At 58.2% G+C, this 18,973-nt stretch carries 18 protein-coding genes and 1 pseudogene; 6 read left to right on the top strand and 13 right to left on the bottom strand.

Translation table 11 applies throughout. The features are described from left to right. Positions 1 to 73 precede the first annotated feature (73 nt). From gcvT to glyA, 6 genes are all read right to left on the bottom strand, one after another. Entirely contained in the window at positions 74 to 1,168 is a 1,095-nt protein-coding gene (gene gcvT, locus ACR0CG_RS22635) for a glycine cleavage system aminomethyltransferase GcvT (RefSeq protein ID WP_170807967.1), read from the bottom strand. A 16-nt stretch (positions 1,169 to 1,184) separates the two neighbouring features. Then, entirely contained in the window at positions 1,185 to 1,607 is a 423-nt protein-coding gene (locus ACR0CG_RS22630; RefSeq protein ID WP_170613945.1) for a universal stress protein, read from the bottom strand. A 76-nt stretch (positions 1,608 to 1,683) separates the two neighbouring features. After that, positions 1,684 to 3,057 (bottom strand): alanine/glycine:cation symporter family protein, encoded by a 1,374-nt coding sequence (locus ACR0CG_RS22625; protein ID WP_480527695.1) that lies wholly within the window; start codon positions 3,055 to 3,057, stop codon positions 1,684 to 1,686. A gap of 25 nt (positions 3,058 to 3,082) precedes the next feature. Continuing rightward, positions 3,083 to 4,027 (bottom strand): lipoyl synthase, encoded by a 945-nt coding sequence (gene lipA / locus ACR0CG_RS22620; protein WP_480527693.1) that lies wholly within the window; start codon positions 4,025 to 4,027, stop codon positions 3,083 to 3,085. Between the two features lie 14 nt (positions 4,028 to 4,041). Then, positions 4,042 to 5,424, bottom strand: coding sequence for a dihydrolipoyl dehydrogenase (gene lpdA / locus ACR0CG_RS22615; RefSeq protein WP_480527691.1), 1,383 nt, complete (start codon positions 5,422 to 5,424; stop codon positions 4,042 to 4,044). Positions 5,425 to 5,434: 10 nt separating this feature from the next. After that, positions 5,435 to 6,688, bottom strand: coding sequence for a serine hydroxymethyltransferase (glyA, locus tag ACR0CG_RS22610; RefSeq protein WP_480527689.1), 1,254 nt, complete (start codon positions 6,686 to 6,688; stop codon positions 5,435 to 5,437). Positions 6,689 to 6,837: 149 nt separating this feature from the next. On the opposite strand from glyA, the gene ACR0CG_RS22605 reads away from it, so the two are divergent. After that, the gene (locus tag ACR0CG_RS22605; protein WP_170807972.1) at positions 6,838 to 7,440 is read left to right on the top strand and encodes an XRE family transcriptional regulator; all 603 of its coding nucleotides are present in this window, start codon (positions 6,838 to 6,840) and stop codon (positions 7,438 to 7,440) included. A gap of 7 nt (positions 7,441 to 7,447) precedes the next feature. On the opposite strand, the gene ACR0CG_RS22600 is transcribed toward ACR0CG_RS22605, so the two are convergent. The 5 genes from ACR0CG_RS22600 to ACR0CG_RS22580 form a co-directional block, all read right to left on the bottom strand. Next, positions 7,448 to 8,707, bottom strand: coding sequence for a TRAP transporter large permease (locus tag ACR0CG_RS22600; protein ID WP_480527687.1), 1,260 nt, complete (start codon positions 8,705 to 8,707; stop codon positions 7,448 to 7,450). Next, positions 8,704 to 9,243 carry a TRAP transporter small permease gene (locus ACR0CG_RS22595; RefSeq protein WP_480527685.1) on the bottom strand — a complete coding sequence of 180 codons (540 nt, stop codon included), beginning with the start codon at positions 9,241 to 9,243 and terminating at the stop codon, positions 8,704 to 8,706. Before ACR0CG_RS22595 ends, ACR0CG_RS22600 begins: the two co-directional genes overlap by 4 nt. Positions 9,244 to 9,305: 62 nt before the next feature. Then, positions 9,306 to 10,292, bottom strand: coding sequence for a TRAP transporter substrate-binding protein (locus ACR0CG_RS22590; RefSeq protein ID WP_170613953.1), 987 nt, complete (start codon positions 10,290 to 10,292; stop codon positions 9,306 to 9,308). A gap of 30 nt (positions 10,293 to 10,322) precedes the next feature. Then, complete coding sequence (locus tag ACR0CG_RS22585) at positions 10,323 to 10,886, bottom strand: 3-hydroxyanthranilate 3,4-dioxygenase (protein WP_480527683.1); 564 nt, start codon at positions 10,884 to 10,886, stop codon at positions 10,323 to 10,325. 135 nt (positions 10,887 to 11,021) lie between these two features. Continuing rightward, positions 11,022 to 11,975: a dihydrodipicolinate synthase family protein gene (locus ACR0CG_RS22580; RefSeq protein ID WP_480527681.1), complete on the bottom strand. Its 954-nt coding sequence runs from the start codon at positions 11,973 to 11,975 to the stop codon at positions 11,022 to 11,024. 162 nt (positions 11,976 to 12,137) lie between these two features. On the opposite strand from ACR0CG_RS22580, the gene ACR0CG_RS22575 reads away from it, so the two are divergent. The 3 genes from ACR0CG_RS22575 to ACR0CG_RS22565 all read left to right on the top strand — a co-directional run bounded on the left by ACR0CG_RS22575 (position 12,138) and on the right by ACR0CG_RS22565 (position 15,421). Continuing rightward, complete coding sequence (locus ACR0CG_RS22575; RefSeq protein ID WP_480527679.1) at positions 12,138 to 12,920, top strand: aspartate dehydrogenase; 783 nt, start codon at positions 12,138 to 12,140, stop codon at positions 12,918 to 12,920. Between the two features lie 9 nt (positions 12,921 to 12,929). Then, positions 12,930 to 13,874 (top strand): LysR substrate-binding domain-containing protein, encoded by a 945-nt coding sequence (locus tag ACR0CG_RS22570; protein WP_480527677.1) that lies wholly within the window; start codon positions 12,930 to 12,932, stop codon positions 13,872 to 13,874. Between the two features lie 110 nt (positions 13,875 to 13,984). After that, positions 13,985 to 15,421 carry an NAD-dependent succinate-semialdehyde dehydrogenase gene (locus tag ACR0CG_RS22565; protein ID WP_480527676.1) on the top strand — a complete coding sequence of 479 codons (1,437 nt, stop codon included), beginning with the start codon at positions 13,985 to 13,987 and terminating at the stop codon, positions 15,419 to 15,421. A gap of 305 nt (positions 15,422 to 15,726) precedes the next feature. Here the strand turns inward: ACR0CG_RS22565 and ACR0CG_RS22560 are convergent, their stop codons facing one another. Next, the gene (locus tag ACR0CG_RS22560; protein WP_480527674.1) at positions 15,727 to 16,611 is read right to left on the bottom strand and encodes a LysR family transcriptional regulator; all 885 of its coding nucleotides are present in this window, start codon (positions 16,609 to 16,611) and stop codon (positions 15,727 to 15,729) included. 134 nt (positions 16,612 to 16,745) lie between these two features. On the opposite strand from ACR0CG_RS22560, the gene ACR0CG_RS22555 reads away from it, so the two are divergent. Next, positions 16,746 to 17,711, top strand: coding sequence for an NAD(P)-dependent oxidoreductase (locus ACR0CG_RS22555; RefSeq protein WP_170613960.1), 966 nt, complete (start codon positions 16,746 to 16,748; stop codon positions 17,709 to 17,711). A 108-nt stretch (positions 17,712 to 17,819) separates the two neighbouring features. Then, positions 17,820 to 18,857, top strand: a complete 1,038-nt coding sequence (locus tag ACR0CG_RS22550; RefSeq protein WP_480527672.1) for a sterol desaturase family protein — start codon at positions 17,820 to 17,822, stop codon at positions 18,855 to 18,857. A 29-nt stretch (positions 18,858 to 18,886) separates the two neighbouring features. On the opposite strand, the pseudogene ACR0CG_RS22545 reads toward ACR0CG_RS22550, so the two are convergent. Beyond that, positions 18,887 to 18,973, bottom strand: a pseudogene (locus ACR0CG_RS22545) (IS5/IS1182 family transposase); the annotation flags it as partial.

Raw genomic sequence — 18,973 nt, 5'->3', positions numbered from 1 at the left:
CAACTTCTCCTTCAACTCGCAGCCACTCGTGCTCTTCAGAATAATACGTCGACATTCCTGTTCTCTCCTGACTTCAACGCTTGTAGTTTTGTTTGACGAAAGGCGTGGCCACGATCTCGGCCGGTTGCGCCTTGCCCCGAATGATCAGGTTCACCTTCTCGCCCGGCTCGCCGTGGCCTGCGGACACATAGCCCATCGCGACTGGGCCGCCGATAGTCGGACCAAAGCCACCCGAAGTGATCTGCCCGATGGTATTTCCTTCGGCACATTGGATCTCGACGCCCTGACGCGCGGGGGCACGACCGGAAGGCAGAATGCCGACCAGTTTGCGCGCGGCGCCCTCTGCCAGTTCCCGTTGAACACGCTCAGCGCCAGGGAAACCGCCTTCTTCCTTGCGGCGTTTTTGAATCGCCCAGGCCAGCGACGCCTCGATCGGCGAGGTGGTCTGATCGATGTCGTTCCCATAGAGGCACAGACCGGCTTCGAGCCGCAGACTGTCGCGCGCGCCCAGACCGGCCGCTTCACAGTCTTCGTGGGCCAGAAACGCCTTGCTGATCTCGATGGCCTTGTCCTCGGGGATCGAGATTTCGTAACCGTCTTCGCCGGTATAGCCCAGACGCGAGATACGGCATTCGACGCCGTTGATCGGGGCCATTGTGGTTTCCATGAACTTCAAATCGCGCGCCGCAGGGCAAAGCGCGCCCACCACGTCCTCGGCCTTCGGGCCCTGAACAGCGACCAGAGCACGGTCGAAAATCTCGGTGACTTCGACCCCTTCCAGATGCTCTTTCATGTGCGGGATGTCCTGATGGCGCAGGGCTGCGTTGACCACGACAAAGAAATAGTCACCCGCGTTGGACACGATCAGGTCGTCCATGATCCCGCCTTCCGCGTTGGTGAAAAACCCGTAACGTGCCTTGCCGGGCTTCAGAGTGGCATAGGCCTGAGGGCAGATGGCTTCCAGCTTCTCGCCCACGTTCTCGCCACGCAGGATCACCTGACCCATGTGGCTGACGTCGAACAGCGCGGCTTTTTCTCGGCACTGAACATGTTCACCCATGATACCCAGCGGATACTGAACGGGCATTTCCCATCCGGCAAAATCCACCATCTTTCCGCCCAGTTCGACATGCAGGTCGTATAGCGGCGTACGCTTCGGTTCGGTCATCTTCTCAACCTTTCAATCAGCGGGACTGGTCGCGAACGACCATAACGGTGCAATGCGCATTGCGCACGACACGAGCCAGGTTCGGACCGATTTCATAATTCGGGAAATCGCCTTTGGTCGACGCCATGACGATCAGATCGAAGCCCTCCTTGTGGGCGAGCTTCAGTATTTCGCGGTAGACGCTGCCTTCCTCGACATGCACGGGCACGTCAGAGGCATTGCCGTGATCCAGAATGGCCTGAACCTTGCCCCGCACGTGATCTTTTGCGCCCGCGCCATAGTTGGCGGGCAGGTTCGGCAGCTGGATGATCTCGGGGATGACAGCGATCGCGTGCAGCTCGGCACCGTAGAATTTCGCCTGTTCCAACGCGACCGGCAAAGCCAGCTTCCACGAGTGGTCGTCGGTGTGATCAATTGGCAGCAGGATTTTCGTGGCCATCACGTCTCTCCTCGAGATATGGAAATCTGTTTCGAAGGTGGAGGGCCGGGACGGCCCCCCGTTTTTTCTGTTCGAATTACTCGGCAGGAGTGTTGCCGGGTTCTTCCGATTGGCCGCCCGAGGCGAAGAACTCTTTCGTCAGTTTGAAGACGATCGGGCTTAGCAAGGCCAGGGCGATCAGGTTCGGAATGGCCATCATGGCGTTCAGCGTGTCCGCCAGCAGCCAGATGAAGCCCAGATCTGCTGTTGCGCCGAAGTAGATCATGACAATCCACAGAACGCGGTAGGGGACCAGCGATTTGACGCCCAGCAGGAACTCGACGCATTTCTCACCGTAGAAGGACCAGCCCAGGATGGTGGTGAAGGCAAAGATCGACAGAGCGATGGCGATCAGATACCCACCAATACCCGGCAGGGACAGTTCGAACGCTGCCGAGGTCAGTGCCGCACCGGATTCACCCGATGTCCATGCACCCGACGAGATGATCGCCAGACCAGTGATCGAGCAGACGATGATAGTGTCGATGAACGTACCCAACATCGCGATCAGGCCCTGGTTGACCGGACCTTTGGTCTCGGCAGCGGCGTGTGCGATCGGAGCCGAACCCAAACCGGCTTCGTTCGAGAAGACACCGCGCGCCACACCAAACCGGATGGCGGCCCAGACGGCTGCACCGGCGAAACCACCTTCGGCGGCCGACGGGGTGAAGGCGTAGGTAAAGACCAGCGACAGGGCGTGACCGATGTTGCCGATGTTGATCAGCAGAACCAGCAGGCCCGCGACGATGTAGGCAATCGCCATGAACGGAACCAGTTTACCGGCAACCGCACCAATGCGGGTAATACCACCCAGGATCACGGCTGCGGTCAGAACCATCAGGACCACGCCGGTAACCGAGGTGTTGAAGCCGAAGTTTGCTTCCAGAACCTGCGCCACACCGTTAGCCTGCACACCGTTACCGATTCCGAAAGCGGCCACTGCGCCGAACAGGGCGAAAGCCCAGCCCAGCCAGTGCCAGTTCGCGCTGAGACCGTTTTTGATGTAGTACATCGGGCCGCCGACAAAGTTGCCCAGTTCGTCCTGCTCGCGATACTTCACGGCGCAGACGGCTTCGGCATATTTGGTGGCCATGCCCACCAGGGCGGTCATCCACATCCAGAACAAGGCGCCCGGACCGCCCAGGAAGACAGCAGTGGCCACACCGGCGATGTTGCCGGTACCGATGGTCGCCGACAGCGAGGTCATCAGCGCGTTGAACGGGCTGATCTGCCCTTCGCCCTGACCCTCACGACCTTTGAACAGCAGGCTGAAGCCCGTGCCAATGCGCAGGATCGGCATGAATTTCAGCCCGACCTGCAGGAAGAAGCCGACGCCAAGGATGAGAACCAGCATCAGCGGCCCCCACACGACGCCGTTTATGGCTCCTACGATTGAATTTAACGCTTCCATGGTTTCCCTCCCATTTGCGTCAGGTTTATGCTCCGCTGGCGACAGCCCGCTGGCGGGCCTGCTTAAGAGCAGCGAAATCTTCGTCCGCGTGGAACGACGACCGGGTCAGCGGTGTTGCCGACACGTGCAGAAAGCCCTTGGAACGGGCAATTTGTTCTAGCTTTTCAAACTCTTCCGGTGACCAAAACCGGTCAATCGGATGGTGTTTCGGGGTCGGTTGCAGATATTGTCCGACGGTTAGAAAATCGACATTGGCAGCGCGCAGATCGTCCATCACCTGACGCACATCGTTAAGCGTTTCGCCCAACCCTACCATAAGTCCCGATTTTGTGAAGATTTTCGGATTGGCCCGTTTGGCATCGTCCAGAAGCCGCAAAGAGGCATAATAACGGGCACCCGGCCGCACAGTCGGGTACAAATGCGGCACGGTTTCCAGATTATGGTTAAAGACATCCGGCGCCGCTTCGAAGACGACGTCTGCGGCTTTGCCCTTGCCCAGGAAATCAGGCGTCAGAACCTCGATTGTCGTTCCGGGGTTCTGATGACGCACGGCGCGGATCGTTTGCGCGATATGCTCGGCCCCACCGTCTTCCAGATCGTCGCGATCCACGGAAGTGATCACCACATGGCGCAAACCCAGCTTTTTGACCGCCGCCGCGACCCGGCCAGGTTCGAACGCATCCAGAGCGTCAGGACGGCCCGTCGCCACGTTGCAGAAGGAACAGCCGCGGGTGCAGACCTCGCCCATGATCATCATGGTTGCGTGGCGTTTGGACCAGCACTCTCCGATGTTGGGGCAGGCGGCTTCTTCGCAAACGGTCGCCAGATCGTGCTCGCGCATCAGGCGGCGGGTTTCGTAATACTCGGATCCTTCGATCTTTTTCTTACGTATCCATTTCGGTTTGCGCGGTATGACACTGTCGGCCTTTTTGGCCTTTTCCGGGTGGCGTGGGCGAAGCTGGATGGTCATCTGGCTGCTCCGGTTCAGGCGTGGATTGCGCGGCCCATGGCGTCAAGGCAGGCTTCCTTGACAGCCTCGCCCATCGCCGGGTGCGCGTGGCAGGTTGCGGCGACCTCGGCGACGGTTGCGCCTTTGGTCATGGCCAGCACCAGTTCGGCGATCAGGTCACCGCCATGCGCCCCGCAGATATGGCCCCCCAGTATCTTGCCATCCGCGTCGGCCAGAACCTTGACCGCGCCGTCTGTTTCTCCGGTCGATCGGGCACGGGAATTGGCCATGAAGGCGAATTTTCCGACCGTATATTCCGATCCAGCCTCCTTCAGCGCCTCCTCGGTCAGACCAACGGACGCAACCTCGGGGTCGGTGTAAACCACGCCGGGTACCGTGTTGTAATCCACATGCCCGGCCAACCCGGCCAGCATCTCGACGCAGGCAACACCGTCTTCCTCTGCCTTGTGCGCCAGCATCGGGCCGGGCACGCAGTCACCGATGGCGTAGATTCCGGGTACCGACGTCTGGAAAGTGCTGTCGACTTCGACAAAGCCGCGCTGATGCACGGCAACACCCAGTTCTTCCAGCCCGAGACCACGGGTAACGGGACGGCGACCGACGGCGATCAGAACCTTGTCGGCTTCCATCACCTCTTCCTTGTCCTTGCCGACACGGTCCATGGTCAGGGTCAGGCCTGAACCGGTTTTTTCAACCGACTTCAGGGCGCGACCCAATTGGAACTTCAGACCGCGCTTGGACAAGGCCCGCTGCGCCAGCTTGGCGATCTCGCCGTCAATGCCCGGCAGCACGCGGTCCAGATATTCGACAACAGTGACCTTGGCGCCCAGGCGCGCCCAGACCTGCCCCAGTTCCAGACCGATTACACCCGCACCGATTACGACCAGATGCTTGGGTACGCTCTCCAGCGCGATCGCACCGGTCGAACTCAGGATATCCTGCTCATCAATTTCGATACCCGGCAGCGAGGTCGGCTCGGACCCGGTGGCGATCAGGATGTTTTTGGCTTTATGAACCGCGTCGCCGACCTTGACCTGACCTGCGGCAGGGATGCTGGCCCAGCCTTCGATCAGATCGACACCATTCTTCTTGAACAGAAACGCAATGCCCTTGGTCAGATCACCTACGATCTTGTCCTTGCGCTCCATCATCGCGCCAACGTCGATGCTGGCCCCCTCGACTGCAATGCCATGGGAGGAGAGATGGGAGAGTTCGGCATATTTGGCCGAGGAGGTCAGCAAGGCTTTGGAAGGAATGCACCCCACATTCAGACAGGTTCCGCCCAGTGCCCCGCGTCCTTCCACGCAGGCCACTTTCAGACCCAGCTGAGCTGCGCGGATCGCGGCGACATAGCCGCCGGGTCCGCCACCGATTACGATAAGATCGTAGGTATTCATGGGCTTGCTCTCAGTAGATCGGGTAGCTCGCGCACAGGGCGCGGACTTGTTCGCGGGTAGCCTTCTCGACGGTCTCATCCCCATCGGGCGACTGTGCAAGCGCATCCAGAACGTCGCCGATCAGATGGCCGATCTTCTTGAACTCTTCGGGACCGAAGCCACGGCTGCATCCGGCGGCGGTACCCAGGCGGACTCCGCTTGTGACCGTCGGCTTTTCCGGGTCTCCGGGCACGCTGTTCTTGTTGCAGGTGAACCCGGCGCGCTCCAGCGCCGCCTCGGCCGCGTTGCCCTTCACCCCGATGGGTCGAAGATCGACCAGCATCAGATGGTTGTCCGTGCCACCCGAAACGATGTCACAGCCGCGCGACATCATCACATTGGACAATGCCTCGGCGCTGTCGACGACGCGTTGCATGTATTCCTTGAATTCCGGCTTCTGAGCTTCGCCAAACGCGACTGCTTTGCCTGCGATGACGTGCATCAGCGGGCCACCCTGAAGGCCTGGGAACACAGCGGAATTGATCTTCTTCGCCAGCGCTTCATCATTGGTCAGGATGATGCCGCCGCGCGGACCGCGCAGCGTTTTATGGGTTGTCGACGTCACTACATGCGCGTGTCCGACAGGCGAAGGGTGCAGACCTGTCGCGACCAGACCCGCGATATGGGCCATGTCGGCCAGCAGCCACGCCCCGACTTCGTCGGCGATTTCGCGGAACCGGGCAAAGTCGATCTTGCGCGAATAGGCCGACGCGCCCGCGATGATCAGCTTGGGTTTCTCTGCGCGCGCCAATTCGGCGACCTGATCGTAGTCAATCAGACCCGCGTCGGTCAGACCGTACTGAACCGGGCGAAACCATTTGCCCGACTGCGCAGGTTTCGCGCCGTGAGTCAGGTGGCCACCAGCATCCAGCGACATGCCCAGGATCGTGTCTCCCGGGCTCAGCAACGCCAGCTTGACGGCACCATTGGCCTGCGCGCCGGAATGCGGCTGCACATTGGCAAATCCGCAGCCGAAAATCGACTTCAGCCGTTCGATGGCTTCAATCTCGACCTCATCCACATATTCGCATCCGCCATAGTAGCGACGACCGGGATAGCCTTCGGCATATTTGTTGGTCAGTACTGAACCCTGCGCTTCTATCACGGCCTGCGAGACAATGTTCTCGGACGCGATAAGCTCAATTTGTTCAGCCTGACGGGAAGCTTCACGCGAAATCGACGCCGCAATAACCGGGTCGGATGCTGCAAGAGACGTTCTGAACATGATTTCCTCCTCCGAAATCCGAATCCTTAATAGGGGATTTTGTTTCCTATAGTGGAGAACGGAGGCTTGAGGCAACATTTTTTTCCGATTTGTTATGTTGAGGGCTAATCGGGAACTATGTATCCTTGCTGAAAGTGGGGGGATTCAATATGTCAGACGATTTACAGCCTGATGGCGCGGGACTTCAGGACCAGGACGATGGAGCTGCTCTGGGTCGCTCGATCCGGGATGCACGCCGTGAAAAGGGCTGGACGCTGGAAGAGGCCGGCAGAGCCGCCGGCATTGGTCGCTCGACGCTTTCGAAGATAGAAAACAATCAGACCCGCCCCAGTTTCGATATTGTCCGCCGGTTGACTCAGGCGTTGGATATGAACCCGCCGCAGCTGTTCCTACAATCCGGTCAGACGGGGGTCGCCGGGCGGCGGGACTTCACCCCTAAAGGGACGGGCGAGATCAGGCATACCGCCACCTACATGCACGAGTTGCTGTGCCCGGAACTGACCAGCAAGCGCATGCTACCCTATGTAGCGACAATCAAGGCGCGTGACATATCCGAATTCGACAACTGGATCCGGCATTCCGGGGAAGAGTTCATGTATGTCCTGAAGGGTGAGTTGATCTTTGTTTCGGAGCATTATCGCCCGCTGCCGATGAAGGCGGGGGATTCACTATATTATGACAGCAGCATGGGCCATGGATGCGTATCCACCAGCGAGGAAGACGCGCAAGTCTTGTGGGTGTCGCTGGAATAGTCCCGCTTCAGACCAGGGCGGTTGAAAACCATGGGAAACGGCTGAGCAGAACCAGGATCGCTGCAACAGCTAGCAAGAAGGGCCAGAGAGATCGCAAAATGCGACCCGGTGAGGCCCCGCTCATGGAAGACGCGATGTAAAGCCCGACACCCACCGGTGGCGTCAGCAGGCCCAGAACTAGGTTCAGACACATGACAACGCCGAACTGATAGGGGCTGATGTCGTAATCGTTCATTGCGATGGGCAGCAGGATGGGGGTGATCAGAATGACGGCCGCGATGCCATCGATCAGCATTCCGACCCCCAGCAGGATCAGGTTTACGATCAGCAGGAACAGGAACGGGTCATCTGTAATGGAGGTGATCAGGACCGCCAGCTTTTGCGGCAGTGCCTCATAGATGATTACCCAGCCAAAAACACTTGCGGCAGAAATCATGAAGATGATCATAGACGCGTTGATTGCCGTGCGCCGGAACATCTGGGGCAGCGCCGTGGGCTTCAGCTCTCCGTAGATCAGCCAGCCAATCAGGAACGCGATCAGCGACGCAATGGCGGCGGATTCCGTGGGCGTGGCGATACCGAAAAGAACACCCCCGATAATGGCCATGGGGATCAATACCGCCGGTAAACAGGCAAGCAGGGCCGAAATCGATTCCTGCCGCGTAAACCAGGCGCCTTTGGGAAATCCCTGCGCGAAACCGATCAGGGCGATCACCACGGCAAACGAGATCGACAGCAACAGTCCAGGGAGGATGCCGGCAAGGAACATATCACCGATGGGGATCTGCGCCAGAACGCCAAAGATCACGAACATCATGGATGGTGGGATGACCGGTGCCAGCAATCCCCCAGCGGCCGTGGTGGCAGCGGCAAAGCCCTTGTCATAGCCCTCCCGCTCCATCTCAGGCGTCATGGCCCGCGCCATGACGGCAATCTGCGCCGTGGCCGATCCGATGATTGCGGCCATGAACATATTGGCCAGCAGGTTGATATAGGCCAGCCCGCCGCGAAACCCGCCGACAAAGACCCGGGCGGCATCGATAAGCCGTCGGGTCATGCCACCTTCGTTCATCATCTCGCCGGTCAGCATGAAAAGAGGAATGGCCAGAAGCCCATAATTCTCGAGGCCCGAGAACATCTTCTGGGCAAAGCTGTCATACAAAACGGTGTTGCCGCTTTCCCAGATGTACCAGATCGCGGTCAGCGACAGGACTAGCGCAACGGGAACCGCAATCAGCAGTTTGAAGGCAAAGATCAGTGGCGTCATGCGTTGCCCTCGGGTTGAGGGTCACGGGGGCCGGTCAGATTTGAAATGCTGTGCAGCGTTGCCCCCAGCGCAAACAGCCACATGACCATCCAGACCAGGTATTTCGGAACGCCCAGCGTTGTTGTCGGCTCCGCGTAGATGAAGTTGAAGGTCGCACCCTGAAACTGCTTGGTGTCGAACCCATGCCGCGCCAGTTCCAGAGGTGAATACCAGCGCCAACAGAACCAGATCATGAACAGGGCAAAGATCAGAACGATCAGGTCAACAAGCCGTGCCGTCAGATCACGCAGCAGAGGGGGCAGGGAGTCTGTCAGGATCGTGACGGCTACCGCGTGACCATAGTGCAGCGCCGCGGATGCGCCGAGAAAGCTCATCCAGGCCATGGCATAGATTGCCAGCTCATCCACCCAGAACAAAGCGGACCCCAGGCTCCGTGTCACGACGTTCAGCAGGATAAGAACCGATATGGCGGCGGCCAGAAAGGACGCGAGCCACAGTTCAGCACGCGCCCATGCTGCAGAAATCCGCCGGATCATTGCGCTCACTCCTCAAAACAAGGGGCGCAAATCACCTGCGCCCCAATTGCATGAGTACCGTATTAGTTGGCGGTTTCCGCAGCAACCTGTCGCAATTGATCCAGCGCACCTGATTTCCCGGCCCAGGTCTGGTTCCATTGATCAATGGCATCACCAAAGAATGAGCTGTCTACCTGAACATAGGTTTTGCCGGTGCCTTTCACCTGATCCAGCCATTCCTGTTCCTTGGCAACATAGGTGTCGATGGTACTGTCCACGTGACGGGCCATCAGTTCACCGATCATGGTGCGGTCTTCTTCGGACAGACCGGCCCAGACCTTGGCCGACACAAGACCAACCATCGGGAACATCATGTGGTCCGACTGCACGACGGTGTCGGCATGTTCGTAATATTTCAGAACCCAGATCAGTTCTGCGTCCATGTCGATGGCATCGACCTGACCGTTGGCCAGCGCATCGTAAACGGCGGGCAGGGGCATCGGGGTCGGGGCCGCACCAACGGCGTTGTAGAAGTCGAGAATAGGCTCGAACGGAGTGATCCGTAGTTTGAGACCGGCCAGGTCCTCTGCCGAGTTCACGTCGCCCCGGGCAACGATCTGGCGCAGGCCGGCCATGCCGTACCCGGTGCCGACGACACCAACCTCGGCCGGAAGCTGATCCAGCATGCTGCGTGCGCCATCGCTGCGCAGGATGCGGCCCGCGTGGCCGATGTCGCTGGCCAGATACGGGGCATAGAACGCGCCGAAATCCTTGGCGCGGTTGGACACTTCGGCCACTGTCATGAACGCCATGTCCAAAGCACCTGTTTGCAGCTGCTGCAGCATCTCGGCTTCGTTGCCCAACTGACGCGCCGGAAAAACTGTCACGCTATGCGCGCCACCGCTTGCTTCGGACAGGTCTGCGCCAAAGGCCTCGGCCGCCTTGGTCCAGATATGCGGCGGTGGCGTGATCAGACCCAGGCGAAACTCATCCGCCAGCGCAATCGTAGCGGAAAAGGAAGCCACAACCGCAGCAGTCGCGCCGCAAAGGGCTTTGTGAAGGTAGTTCATTGTATTCTCCCTGTTTTGTTCCGGTTCGGCTCAGAGCTGGACCCAGTCCGCAGGCGGCTTACCCTTTCCGGGATGCAGCGTTCCGCAGTTCGGACAAGTTCGAGCATCGGTACTGTTATGGAAAGCATCGTAAATCTTTGGCAGTGCGGTGACGATCCCTTCGGGGCTATCAAGCGCAACTTCTTCGCGATGCACAAGGCCTTCGCAGTTAAAGCAAAACCATTCGAACCCTTCTTTCATCCCCGGCTGACGCGGGGCTTCGACCACGATGCCGATCGACCCTTCCTGAGGGCGCTGCGGCGCGTGGCGCACATGAGGCGGCAACAGGAAAACCTCGCCTTCACGCACCGGCACATCGTAAATCTTGCCGCCGTCGGCGATCTTCAGCATCATGTCGCCCTTTTGCTGAAAGAACCATTCTTCAACCGGATCATCGTGAAAATCGACACGTGTATTGGGGCCGCCAACAACCATGACAATCATGTCGCCTTCCTTGTGCAGCAATTGATTGCCAACCGGAGGGCGCAGTTTGTCAGCGTTGTCTTCCACCCATTTCTGGAAATTGAAGGGTTTCAGCGTCGGGTGTTGTCCCATGTGCTTTCTCCTGCCTGACCGGTGTTTGTGGCACAACAACACTACATCGTGCCGTCAAAAAGCCTAGGACAAGCCGTATGAAAGAAATATTTGTTTCTGGGAATGTCGGTATCCATTAAACTGATATCGGCTTGATCAAAGCTGAAGGCCGCAATCCTCGAACGCTGCGCTTGTGGCGGCTTTTTCGGCCTCGGTCAGTTCCAGCATGGGATGGCGCACGCGGCCTCCGACCTGCCCAAGCAATTCCTGCCAGTATTTACCGTGAGCGGTTGGTTTTCCGCCAGGCTTGGTACGCTTGATCGCGGTTCGGACCGGATCAAGACTGTCACGCACGCGCCGGGCCTGGTCGAACTTTCCGGCAAATGCCAATTCAGTGTATTCGTGCATACGCAAGTCGTTCGCCGTCTGGATTTGGTAGGGCGGCGAGGAACACAGGTAAAGCTGCCAGCCCAGCTCCTCGATATTGTCCAGCCAGTCGTCTTCCAGAGACGTGGACACCAGGATCTTGTCACCCACCATCCGCGTCAGTTTTGCATACATGTCCCGGGGGACCGAGTATTTGATGGCCATGATGTTGGGCAGCTCCGCAATACGTGCACAGGTTTCAGGCTGCATCAGATACCCGCTGTCGGGATGGCTCCACATGGCGATGCCGATATCCAGGCGGTCGCAGATATATTTGTAGTAATTGTACAAAACCTCGTCGCGGTCGTGACAAAAGCTGAGCATCGGGGCGTGGACCACCACATAATCCGCACCGCAGTCCTGAGCATGCCGTCCAAGCTCCAGCACGGTGTCCACGTTCTGATCCGAGATCGACATGATCGTCCCGGCCTTGTCCCCGCATTCCTCGGCTGCGATGGTCATGTTGCGTTTGCGTTCGTCCAGCGACATCGACCAGAACTCGCCCTGTTTGCCTGCGATGAACAGGCCCTGAATTTGCAGATCGTCGATCCAGTGCCGAATGTTCCGGCGCAATCCGGCCTCGTTCAGGCTGAGGTCTTCTTTGAACGGGTTCAACGCGGCTGCCCAAATCCCCCGCATGGTTTCGCGCGAATAGGCTTTGGCGTCGTGTTTGGCATATTTCATGGGCAGGAAGTCCGAAGGTCAGATGTCAGATCGCTAGCGTGTAAACACTCTGGTTCCGTCAAACGCACAAAGCCAAGCGCATTGGGCGGATGTGGATATTAAATATTTCGATAACAGAGAGCCTGCAGTTTCGGATAGGTTAAGGCTGCATCTGGAGGCTCTATGAAAATCGGCATTATCGGCGAAGGCGCTATCGGGCGTTACGTGGCACAACACTTGCTTGAAAAAGGCGAAGGGCCTGATGCCATACTGGTTTCACCTGGTCGGCTGCTTGACGAAAAAGCGGCCGGGCCATCTCGTGTTTCCTGCGTCTCAGACCTGCCCGGCGGGATCGATCTGATGGTCGATTGCGCGGGCCATGCGGGCCTGAAAGCACACGGAGCCGCCATTCTGGAACGGGGCATCGACCTGGTAACACTGTCAGTCGGCGCATTGGCGGACCCTGATCTTGAACAGGCGCTGTCAGTGGCGGCGCGCAACGGTCATTCGCATTTGCGCCTTGCAAGCGGTGCGATCGGCGCACTGGATTGTCTGTCCGCTGCAAGGGTAGGGGGACTGACCGAGGTCATCTATCGCGGCAGCAAACCCCCGGCGGGATGGCGTGGTTCAGCTGCAGAAGAACAATTGAAGCTGGATCACCTGAATTCAGCGGCGATACATTTTTCCGGAACTGCCCGGCAAGCAGCCGTGGCCTATCCAAAGAACGCCAACGTGGCAGCGGCCATAGCGTTGGCGGGGCTGGGATTTGACGAGACAAGGGTTGAACTGATCGCCGATCCGGCTGTTAATGCCAATATCCACGAAATCGAGGCGCGCGGCAGTTTTGGCACCTTCACATTCAGGATCGAAGGAAAGGCGCTGCCGGACAACCCGCGCAGTTCGGCTCTGGCTGCCATGAGCGCGATTGCCGCCATCGAAAGACAGCCCGCAGCGATCAGTATCTGAGGGGCCTTCATGGTCGCACATCATACCCGCATCGTTGAGCGCGCGCTGACGCGGTTGAAGCTGCGCCAGTTGCGTCTGCTGGTTGCGGTCGGCCAGCACGGCAGCATCCAGAATGCCGCGCGCGATCTGGGCATTTCGCAGCCTGCCGCCACCAAGATGATTCAGGACCTGGAGCTGGATTTCGAGGTCAAGCTTTTTGAGCGGACCAATCGCGGCGTTGTGCCCACGGTGTTTGGTGAAGCGCTGATCCGCCATGGTAAGCTGATCTTCGCGCAGGTCTCAAATGCCGCTCAGGAATTGGATGATCTGAACGAAGGCAACAGCGGCCGGGTTGTGGTGGGAACCCTGCTGGCGGCGTCACCAACCTTGCTGCCACGCGCTGTCGAACGGCTGCTGAAAGACCGCCCGAAAGTCGCGGTCAAAATTGTCGAGGGGACAAACGAAGTGCTGATGCCTGCGCTGTTGTCGGGCGAGATCGACATGGTTGTTGGTCGCCTGCCTAGTCATCGCCACCGGGCACGGATTACGCAGGAAAAGTTCTTTGATGAACGGGTACTGGCCGTGACGGGAACGCAGCATCCTTTGGTCGGCAAGCCGAATATCACTTTCGAGGAACTCAGACGCTTTGGCTGGATACTGCCGCCGGTCGAAACCACTCTGCGCCGCCAGACCGACCAGTATTTCGTGCGGCAGGATCAGTACCAGCCGGGTGTTTCAATTGAATCGGTCTCCTATCTTGCCAACAGGTCCCTGTTGCGATCTCACGATTTCGTCGGGCTGATGCCGGCCCATGTCGCCTCGTTGGATATCGACCGTGGCCTGCTGGCCTGCCTGGATTGGGCCGTCCCATTTGGTGCGGGCCCGGTTGGCGTGTCTCACAGAGGGGAAAGCAGCCTGTCCCCGGCAAGCAGCACATTTCTGGATGCCCTGCGCGCGGCAGCAGGGGACATCTGAACCATCCCTGCAGATATCACGCAATCGGATATCAGTATTTCTTCAATTCAGTTGAGGTGATGCCAGCGGAAATGAGACCCTGAAGCTGAATTGCAACCTGCGAGGGCGCCATGAGCACTTATCCGGACCTGAAACTTTATATCGGCGGTGAGTGGCGCAAGGCAGCATATGACCTTCCCGTGTTGAACCCTGCGACCGAAGAGGAAATCGGCAGGCTTCCCAAGGCGGGCAGGTCCGATCTGGATGACGCGCTGGCTGCGGCCGAAGCGGGGTTTCGCGTTTGGCGTCGCACGGCCCCACGCGACCGTGCGGACATCATGATCAAGGCTGCGGCGCTGATGCGCGACCGGCAGGAGGAGATTGCCCGCTCAATCACTGCCGAGCATGGAAAGCCGCTGGCACAGGCCCGGCTTGAGGTGATCCGAGGCTGCGAGTTTTTCGAATGGGACGCGGGCGAGGCCATGCGTACTTATGGCCGCGTCATCCCCTCGGCGCCCGGTGTTCGATATGTTGTGCACCACCAACCCATCGGGGTGGTTCTTGGCCTGTCGCCCTGGAATTTCCCGATGAGCCAGCCGGCACGCAAGATTGCAGGCGCGCTGGCATCGGGGTGTTCGATCATCCTGAAAGCGGCTGAGGAAACTCCGGCAGGTGCCATGCATATCGCGCGCGCCTTCCACGACGCCGGCTTGCCACCGGGTGTTCTGAACCTTGTCTTTGGTGAACCTGCGGAGATATCAAGCCATCTTATCCGCCAGGATCCTGTACGGCTTGTCGCCTTTACCGGGTCAACAGCGGTCGGGCGCCAACTGACGACGCTCGCCTCGGAGAACATGACGCGCGTCCTGATGGAGCTGGGCGGGCATGCACCAGTAATCGTCTGTGAAGATACAGACGTCGAAAAAGCCGCACTTAGCGGAGCGGTCCGCAAATACAGGAATGCAGGGCAGGTCTGCACCTCGCCAACCCGGTTTTTTGTGCACGAAAGCATCTACAAGCCATTCCTGGATACGTTCATTGAACGGGCCGCTGCCACTGTCGTAGGGAACGGAGTGGAAGAGGGTATCGAAATGGGGCCGCTGGCAAACGACCGCCGCGTTCCCGCGCTGAGTGAACTTGTGGAAGATGCCCATGATGCCGGTGCAACGATCTGCACCGGGGGCGGTCGGATCGGAGCTAAAGGCTATTTCTTTGCGCCGACCGTTTTGACGAATGTGCCTGACGACGCCCGCGTGATGCAGGAAGAGCCATTTGGCCCGCTGGCCGTGATCAATCCGGTCGCTTCACTGGACGAAGCCATAGCCAAGGCGAATGCGACACCTTTTGGTCTTGCCGCTTACGGGTTTTCAAACAGGGCCGACTATATTGACCGGATGACCGATGAAGTCGAAGCCGGAAACCTGTCCTTCAACACGCTGGAAGCATCATTGCCGGAAACACCTTTTGGCGGGGTCAAATCCAGTGGATACGGCCGGGAAGGCGGGACGGAGGGTCTGGAAAACTATATGATTGTTAAAAATATCTCGCACAGCACCCAGATCGTTTGATCATTCGCGGGGCAAAATCCGGTCCCGAAATATCGTTCTGACAGTAAATGGCGAAAACGCTTAAAGCACTGTCATTGTTATAATTTTTGACAAATTAAAGAATTAGTAGAATGGGCCATATTTTGGCCTCAATCAAACGTCACTTCACATAGCCACTGGCATTGACGCCGCTCACACTCAATCGCTGCGGCATGCAGTTGCTTTTCCCCCTCGTGGCAACTCAGATCCGACCTCCCACTTGAAAACGGATCTAGCCGTAGCGATTGAAAGCCAGTTTTTCACATATGATCTGGTTCGGGTCATGCCTATTGAAGCTCTGAAAACTCTCGTTCAAGCCAGGTTTCGAACAGTTGCTTCACAGGCTCGTTTGCGCCTGTTCCGCTTGTCTCAACAAGAAAGTGGGATTGATTGATTGGGACCGCATCGCCGACAATCGCGATGGCCTGTCCGGACTCGATCGCGGTTTGCGCGAACCTTTCCAGCACCATTGCGTACCCTCCGCCCGCCGCAACGACGCCCATCGCGGCGACGGTTGTATCGACGGAGTAGGGGGACAAGGGTTCAGAATACGCTATGCCCAATGCTTCGAAATACTTCTGCCCCATGTCCTGAAATCCCAGAATCTGCACAAGCGGTTGCTTGCGGAGTTCGGCAACCGGAATGCTTTGCCCCGACGCCGAACCCGCCGCGACAGGTACGATACGCTCGGTCGAGATTTTTCGGGTTCGCGCACCAGGCCAGTCACCAACCCCCACGCGCAACTCGACATCCACGTTTTCGCGACCAGCCGAATCCGCCCAAATGTTCGAGACCAGCCGAATGGATACATCGGGCTGGCTGCAGGTAAATTTCGGCAGCCTATGTGCCAGCCAGAGCGTCGCTGTCGAGATTGGAGCCCGCACGGTTAGAACCTGCGCGCTTCCGGACCCGAAAAGGCTGGCGGTCGATACCGTAATATCGCTCAGCGCGCGCCGCACGGAATAGGCGTAGGCCTGTCCGACCTCTGTCAGGCTCAGGTTTCTGGCCGCGCGAAAGAAAAGCTTGCACCCCAACTGCGCCTCCAGCGAGCGGACATGCAGACTGAGTGCCGTTTGCGTTATACCCAGTTCCTTCGCTGCGGCCGTAAAGCTCATATGCCGCGCTGCGCATTCAAACGATCTGAGCCAGACAAGATTTGGGGAATTGGACACGTTCAGCACCAAAGAAAATTTGTGATTATTGCTCTTTTTATTCGTTTTACTTTTTCGCTTCAACGTCGCTAAATCGGTGCGCAAACGGAAATTTTACCGGCCTGATCAGACCGGACACCCTGGGGAACGCGCTCATGAAAGTTGGATTTATTGGTCTGGGTAATGTCGGCGGCAAGCTTTCGGGTTCGCTGCTGCGCAATGGTATGGACCTGACAGTCCATGATCTGAACGAAGAACTGGTTGATGCCTTCGTGGCCCGTGGTGCGAAAAAGGCGGAAGGGCCGGCGCAACTGATGCGGGATTGTGATGCGGTCATCACCTGCCTGCCGTCGCCTGCTGCGTCGGACGCCGTAATGCAGCAGATGTTGCCTGAAGTGACCGACGGAAAAATCTGGATGGAGATGTCCACCACGGACGAGGCTGAAGTCAAACGCCTGGGGGCCATGGTGATGGAGCGGGGCGGGGCGGCAGTGGATTGCCCGGTCTCAGGCGGGTGCCACCGCGCGGCTACAGGAAATATCTCGATCTTTGCGGGATGTGATCGCGCAACGTTCGAGCGTATCGCGCCGTTCCTCAAGACCATGGGCCGCCGCATTCTGCATACCGGCGAGTTGGGGTCGGCTTCGGTCCTGAAAGTTTTGACGAACTATCTGGCCACAGCCAATCTGGTGACCTGCTGCGAGGCTCTGGTCACGGCCAAAGCCGCAGGTATGGACCTGAATACCACCTATGAAGCGATCAAGATCAGTTCCGGCACATCGTTCGTTCATGAAACCGAGAGCCAGGTCATCCTGAACGGATCTCGCGACATCTCGTTCACCATGGATCTGGTCAAAAAGGACGTGAGCCTGTTCCAGCAGGTTGCCGACCGCCACAACGTCCCGTTGGAAATCTCGCCCATGCTGGTTCAGATTTTCGAGGACGGGATCGAACGTTTTGGCGAACGTGAGTTGTCGCCCAACATTATCAGGCGCCTGGAAGAGGTCACCGGCCTGGAGATCCTTGCACCCGGCTTCCCGCCCGAGATGGAAGACGATGAACCCGAAGAGCCCGGCTATGAGGTGATCCCGCAAGGCAAGGCGCTGAAAGCCGCTGAATGACCTGATCACGTCGGGCTTTGAACCGGCTCAGGCATATCATAGCTGTGGCCGCCAGGGCCATTCTGTCCGGCAAGCTGGTGCTGCTAAATCGCGAGTAGGGGATTGGACATGACGACAGCGGACACCAACCCAACGGAGAATGCCGCCCATCGCCCCGAGCCTGGTCCGATGAGCCGCGAGTGGCACTGGCACCCTGAATTGCCGGTGAACCACGCGCCATATTGGCATTGGCCGCCGAAACCTCGTGTTCTGGCTAAGTGGCTTTGGCATAATTACCTGCAGGTTTCCGATCGTTCGATCTATTTGGCACTGTCGTTTGTCGTGGCGTTCTGGATGCAACCCGTTGGCCCCGAACAAACGCAATTCGCGTTCGGGTGGATGTCATGGGTTTTCATCCGAAACTGGGCTCTGCTGATCATTGTCGCAGGTGGGCTGCATTTCTGGTTCTACGGAATTGACGGGCAGGGCAAGCTGCTGAAATACGACCCAAGACCCTACATGAAGCGCAAGAATGCGCTTTATAAGTTCGGCTATCAGACCTGGGACAATATGTACTATTCGCTGGTCTACGGTGCCACGATCCTGTCGGCGCTCGAGTGCTTTTTGCGCTGGATGTATGCCAATGGTTACGTCGCCACGCTTAGCTTTGACGCTCATCCGGTCTGGTTTATTCTACTGTTCCCGATACTCGCCATATGGCAGAGTTTTCATTTCTACATGGTGCATCTTTTTCTGCATCAACCGTTCATTTACAGACATGTTCACGCCGTTCATCACCGCAACGTAAACACCGGACCCTGGTCGGGCATGTCGATGCACCCGGTCGAGGCGTTCGGCTACCTCAGCGCGATCCTGATCGTTCTGGTATTGCCAAGTCATCCGGTTCACATGATCTTTCTGGGATATTGGCTGATGCTGGGCGCCGCTTCATCTCATTCAGGTTACGAGGCGATCTGGGCCCACGACCGCAAAGCACTCCTGATCGGCACCTTTTTTCATCAGTTGCATCATCGATACTACGAATGCAACTACGGCAACGCGGAAATGCCCTGGGACAAGTGGTTCGGCACGTATCACGACGGATCAGAGGAGGCGACCATACGCACGCGAAACCGGAAACGCGAAATGCATGCGTCAGGAAAGTGACAAACGTTTCGTTTTCTTAGGGTCAGGACTCATAACCAATAAATGACGGTTGCGGCGAGGGCGATGGCGGAGAGGAAGACCTTCGGGCATCTGTCGTATCTGGTCGCCACACGCCT

This window comes from Ruegeria sp. AB8 (genome assembly GCF_056542605.1).
Note: the sequence above shows the minus strand (reverse complement) of the source record. Positions and strands in the feature narration are given on the sequence as shown.

Bases quoted from the DNA above. Each gene is read 5' to 3' on its own strand.
- gcvT (WP_170807967.1), bottom strand. From the start codon at position 1,168: ATGACCGAACCGAAGCGTACGCCGCTATACGACCTGCATGTCGAACTG.
- ACR0CG_RS22630 (WP_170613945.1), bottom strand. From the start codon at position 1,607: ATGGCCACGAAAATCCTGCTGCCAATTGATCACACCGACGACCACTCG.
- ACR0CG_RS22625 (WP_480527695.1), bottom strand. From the start codon at position 3,057: ATGGAAGCGTTAAATTCAATCGTAGGAGCCATAAACGGCGTCGTGTGG.
- lipA (WP_480527693.1), bottom strand. From the start codon at position 4,027: ATGACCATCCAGCTTCGCCCACGCCACCCGGAAAAGGCCAAAAAGGCC.
- lpdA (WP_480527691.1), bottom strand. From the start codon at position 5,424: ATGAATACCTACGATCTTATCGTAATCGGTGGCGGACCCGGCGGCTAT.
- glyA (WP_480527689.1), bottom strand. From the start codon at position 6,688: ATGTTCAGAACGTCTCTTGCAGCATCCGACCCGGTTATTGCGGCGTCG.
- ACR0CG_RS22605 (WP_170807972.1), top strand. From the start codon at position 6,838: ATGTCAGACGATTTACAGCCTGATGGCGCGGGACTTCAGGACCAGGAC.
- ACR0CG_RS22600 (WP_480527687.1), bottom strand. From the start codon at position 8,707: ATGACGCCACTGATCTTTGCCTTCAAACTGCTGATTGCGGTTCCCGTT.
- ACR0CG_RS22595 (WP_480527685.1), bottom strand. From the start codon at position 9,243: ATGATCCGGCGGATTTCTGCAGCATGGGCGCGTGCTGAACTGTGGCTC.
- ACR0CG_RS22590 (WP_170613953.1), bottom strand. From the start codon at position 10,292: ATGAACTACCTTCACAAAGCCCTTTGCGGCGCGACTGCTGCGGTTGTG.
- ACR0CG_RS22585 (WP_480527683.1), bottom strand. From the start codon at position 10,886: ATGGGACAACACCCGACGCTGAAACCCTTCAATTTCCAGAAATGGGTG.
- ACR0CG_RS22580 (WP_480527681.1), bottom strand. From the start codon at position 11,975: ATGAAATATGCCAAACACGACGCCAAAGCCTATTCGCGCGAAACCATG.
- ACR0CG_RS22575 (WP_480527679.1), top strand. From the start codon at position 12,138: ATGAAAATCGGCATTATCGGCGAAGGCGCTATCGGGCGTTACGTGGCA.
- ACR0CG_RS22570 (WP_480527677.1), top strand. From the start codon at position 12,930: ATGGTCGCACATCATACCCGCATCGTTGAGCGCGCGCTGACGCGGTTG.
- ACR0CG_RS22565 (WP_480527676.1), top strand. From the start codon at position 13,985: ATGAGCACTTATCCGGACCTGAAACTTTATATCGGCGGTGAGTGGCGC.
- ACR0CG_RS22555 (WP_170613960.1), top strand. From the start codon at position 16,746: ATGAAAGTTGGATTTATTGGTCTGGGTAATGTCGGCGGCAAGCTTTCG.
- ACR0CG_RS22550 (WP_480527672.1), top strand. From the start codon at position 17,820: ATGACGACAGCGGACACCAACCCAACGGAGAATGCCGCCCATCGCCCC.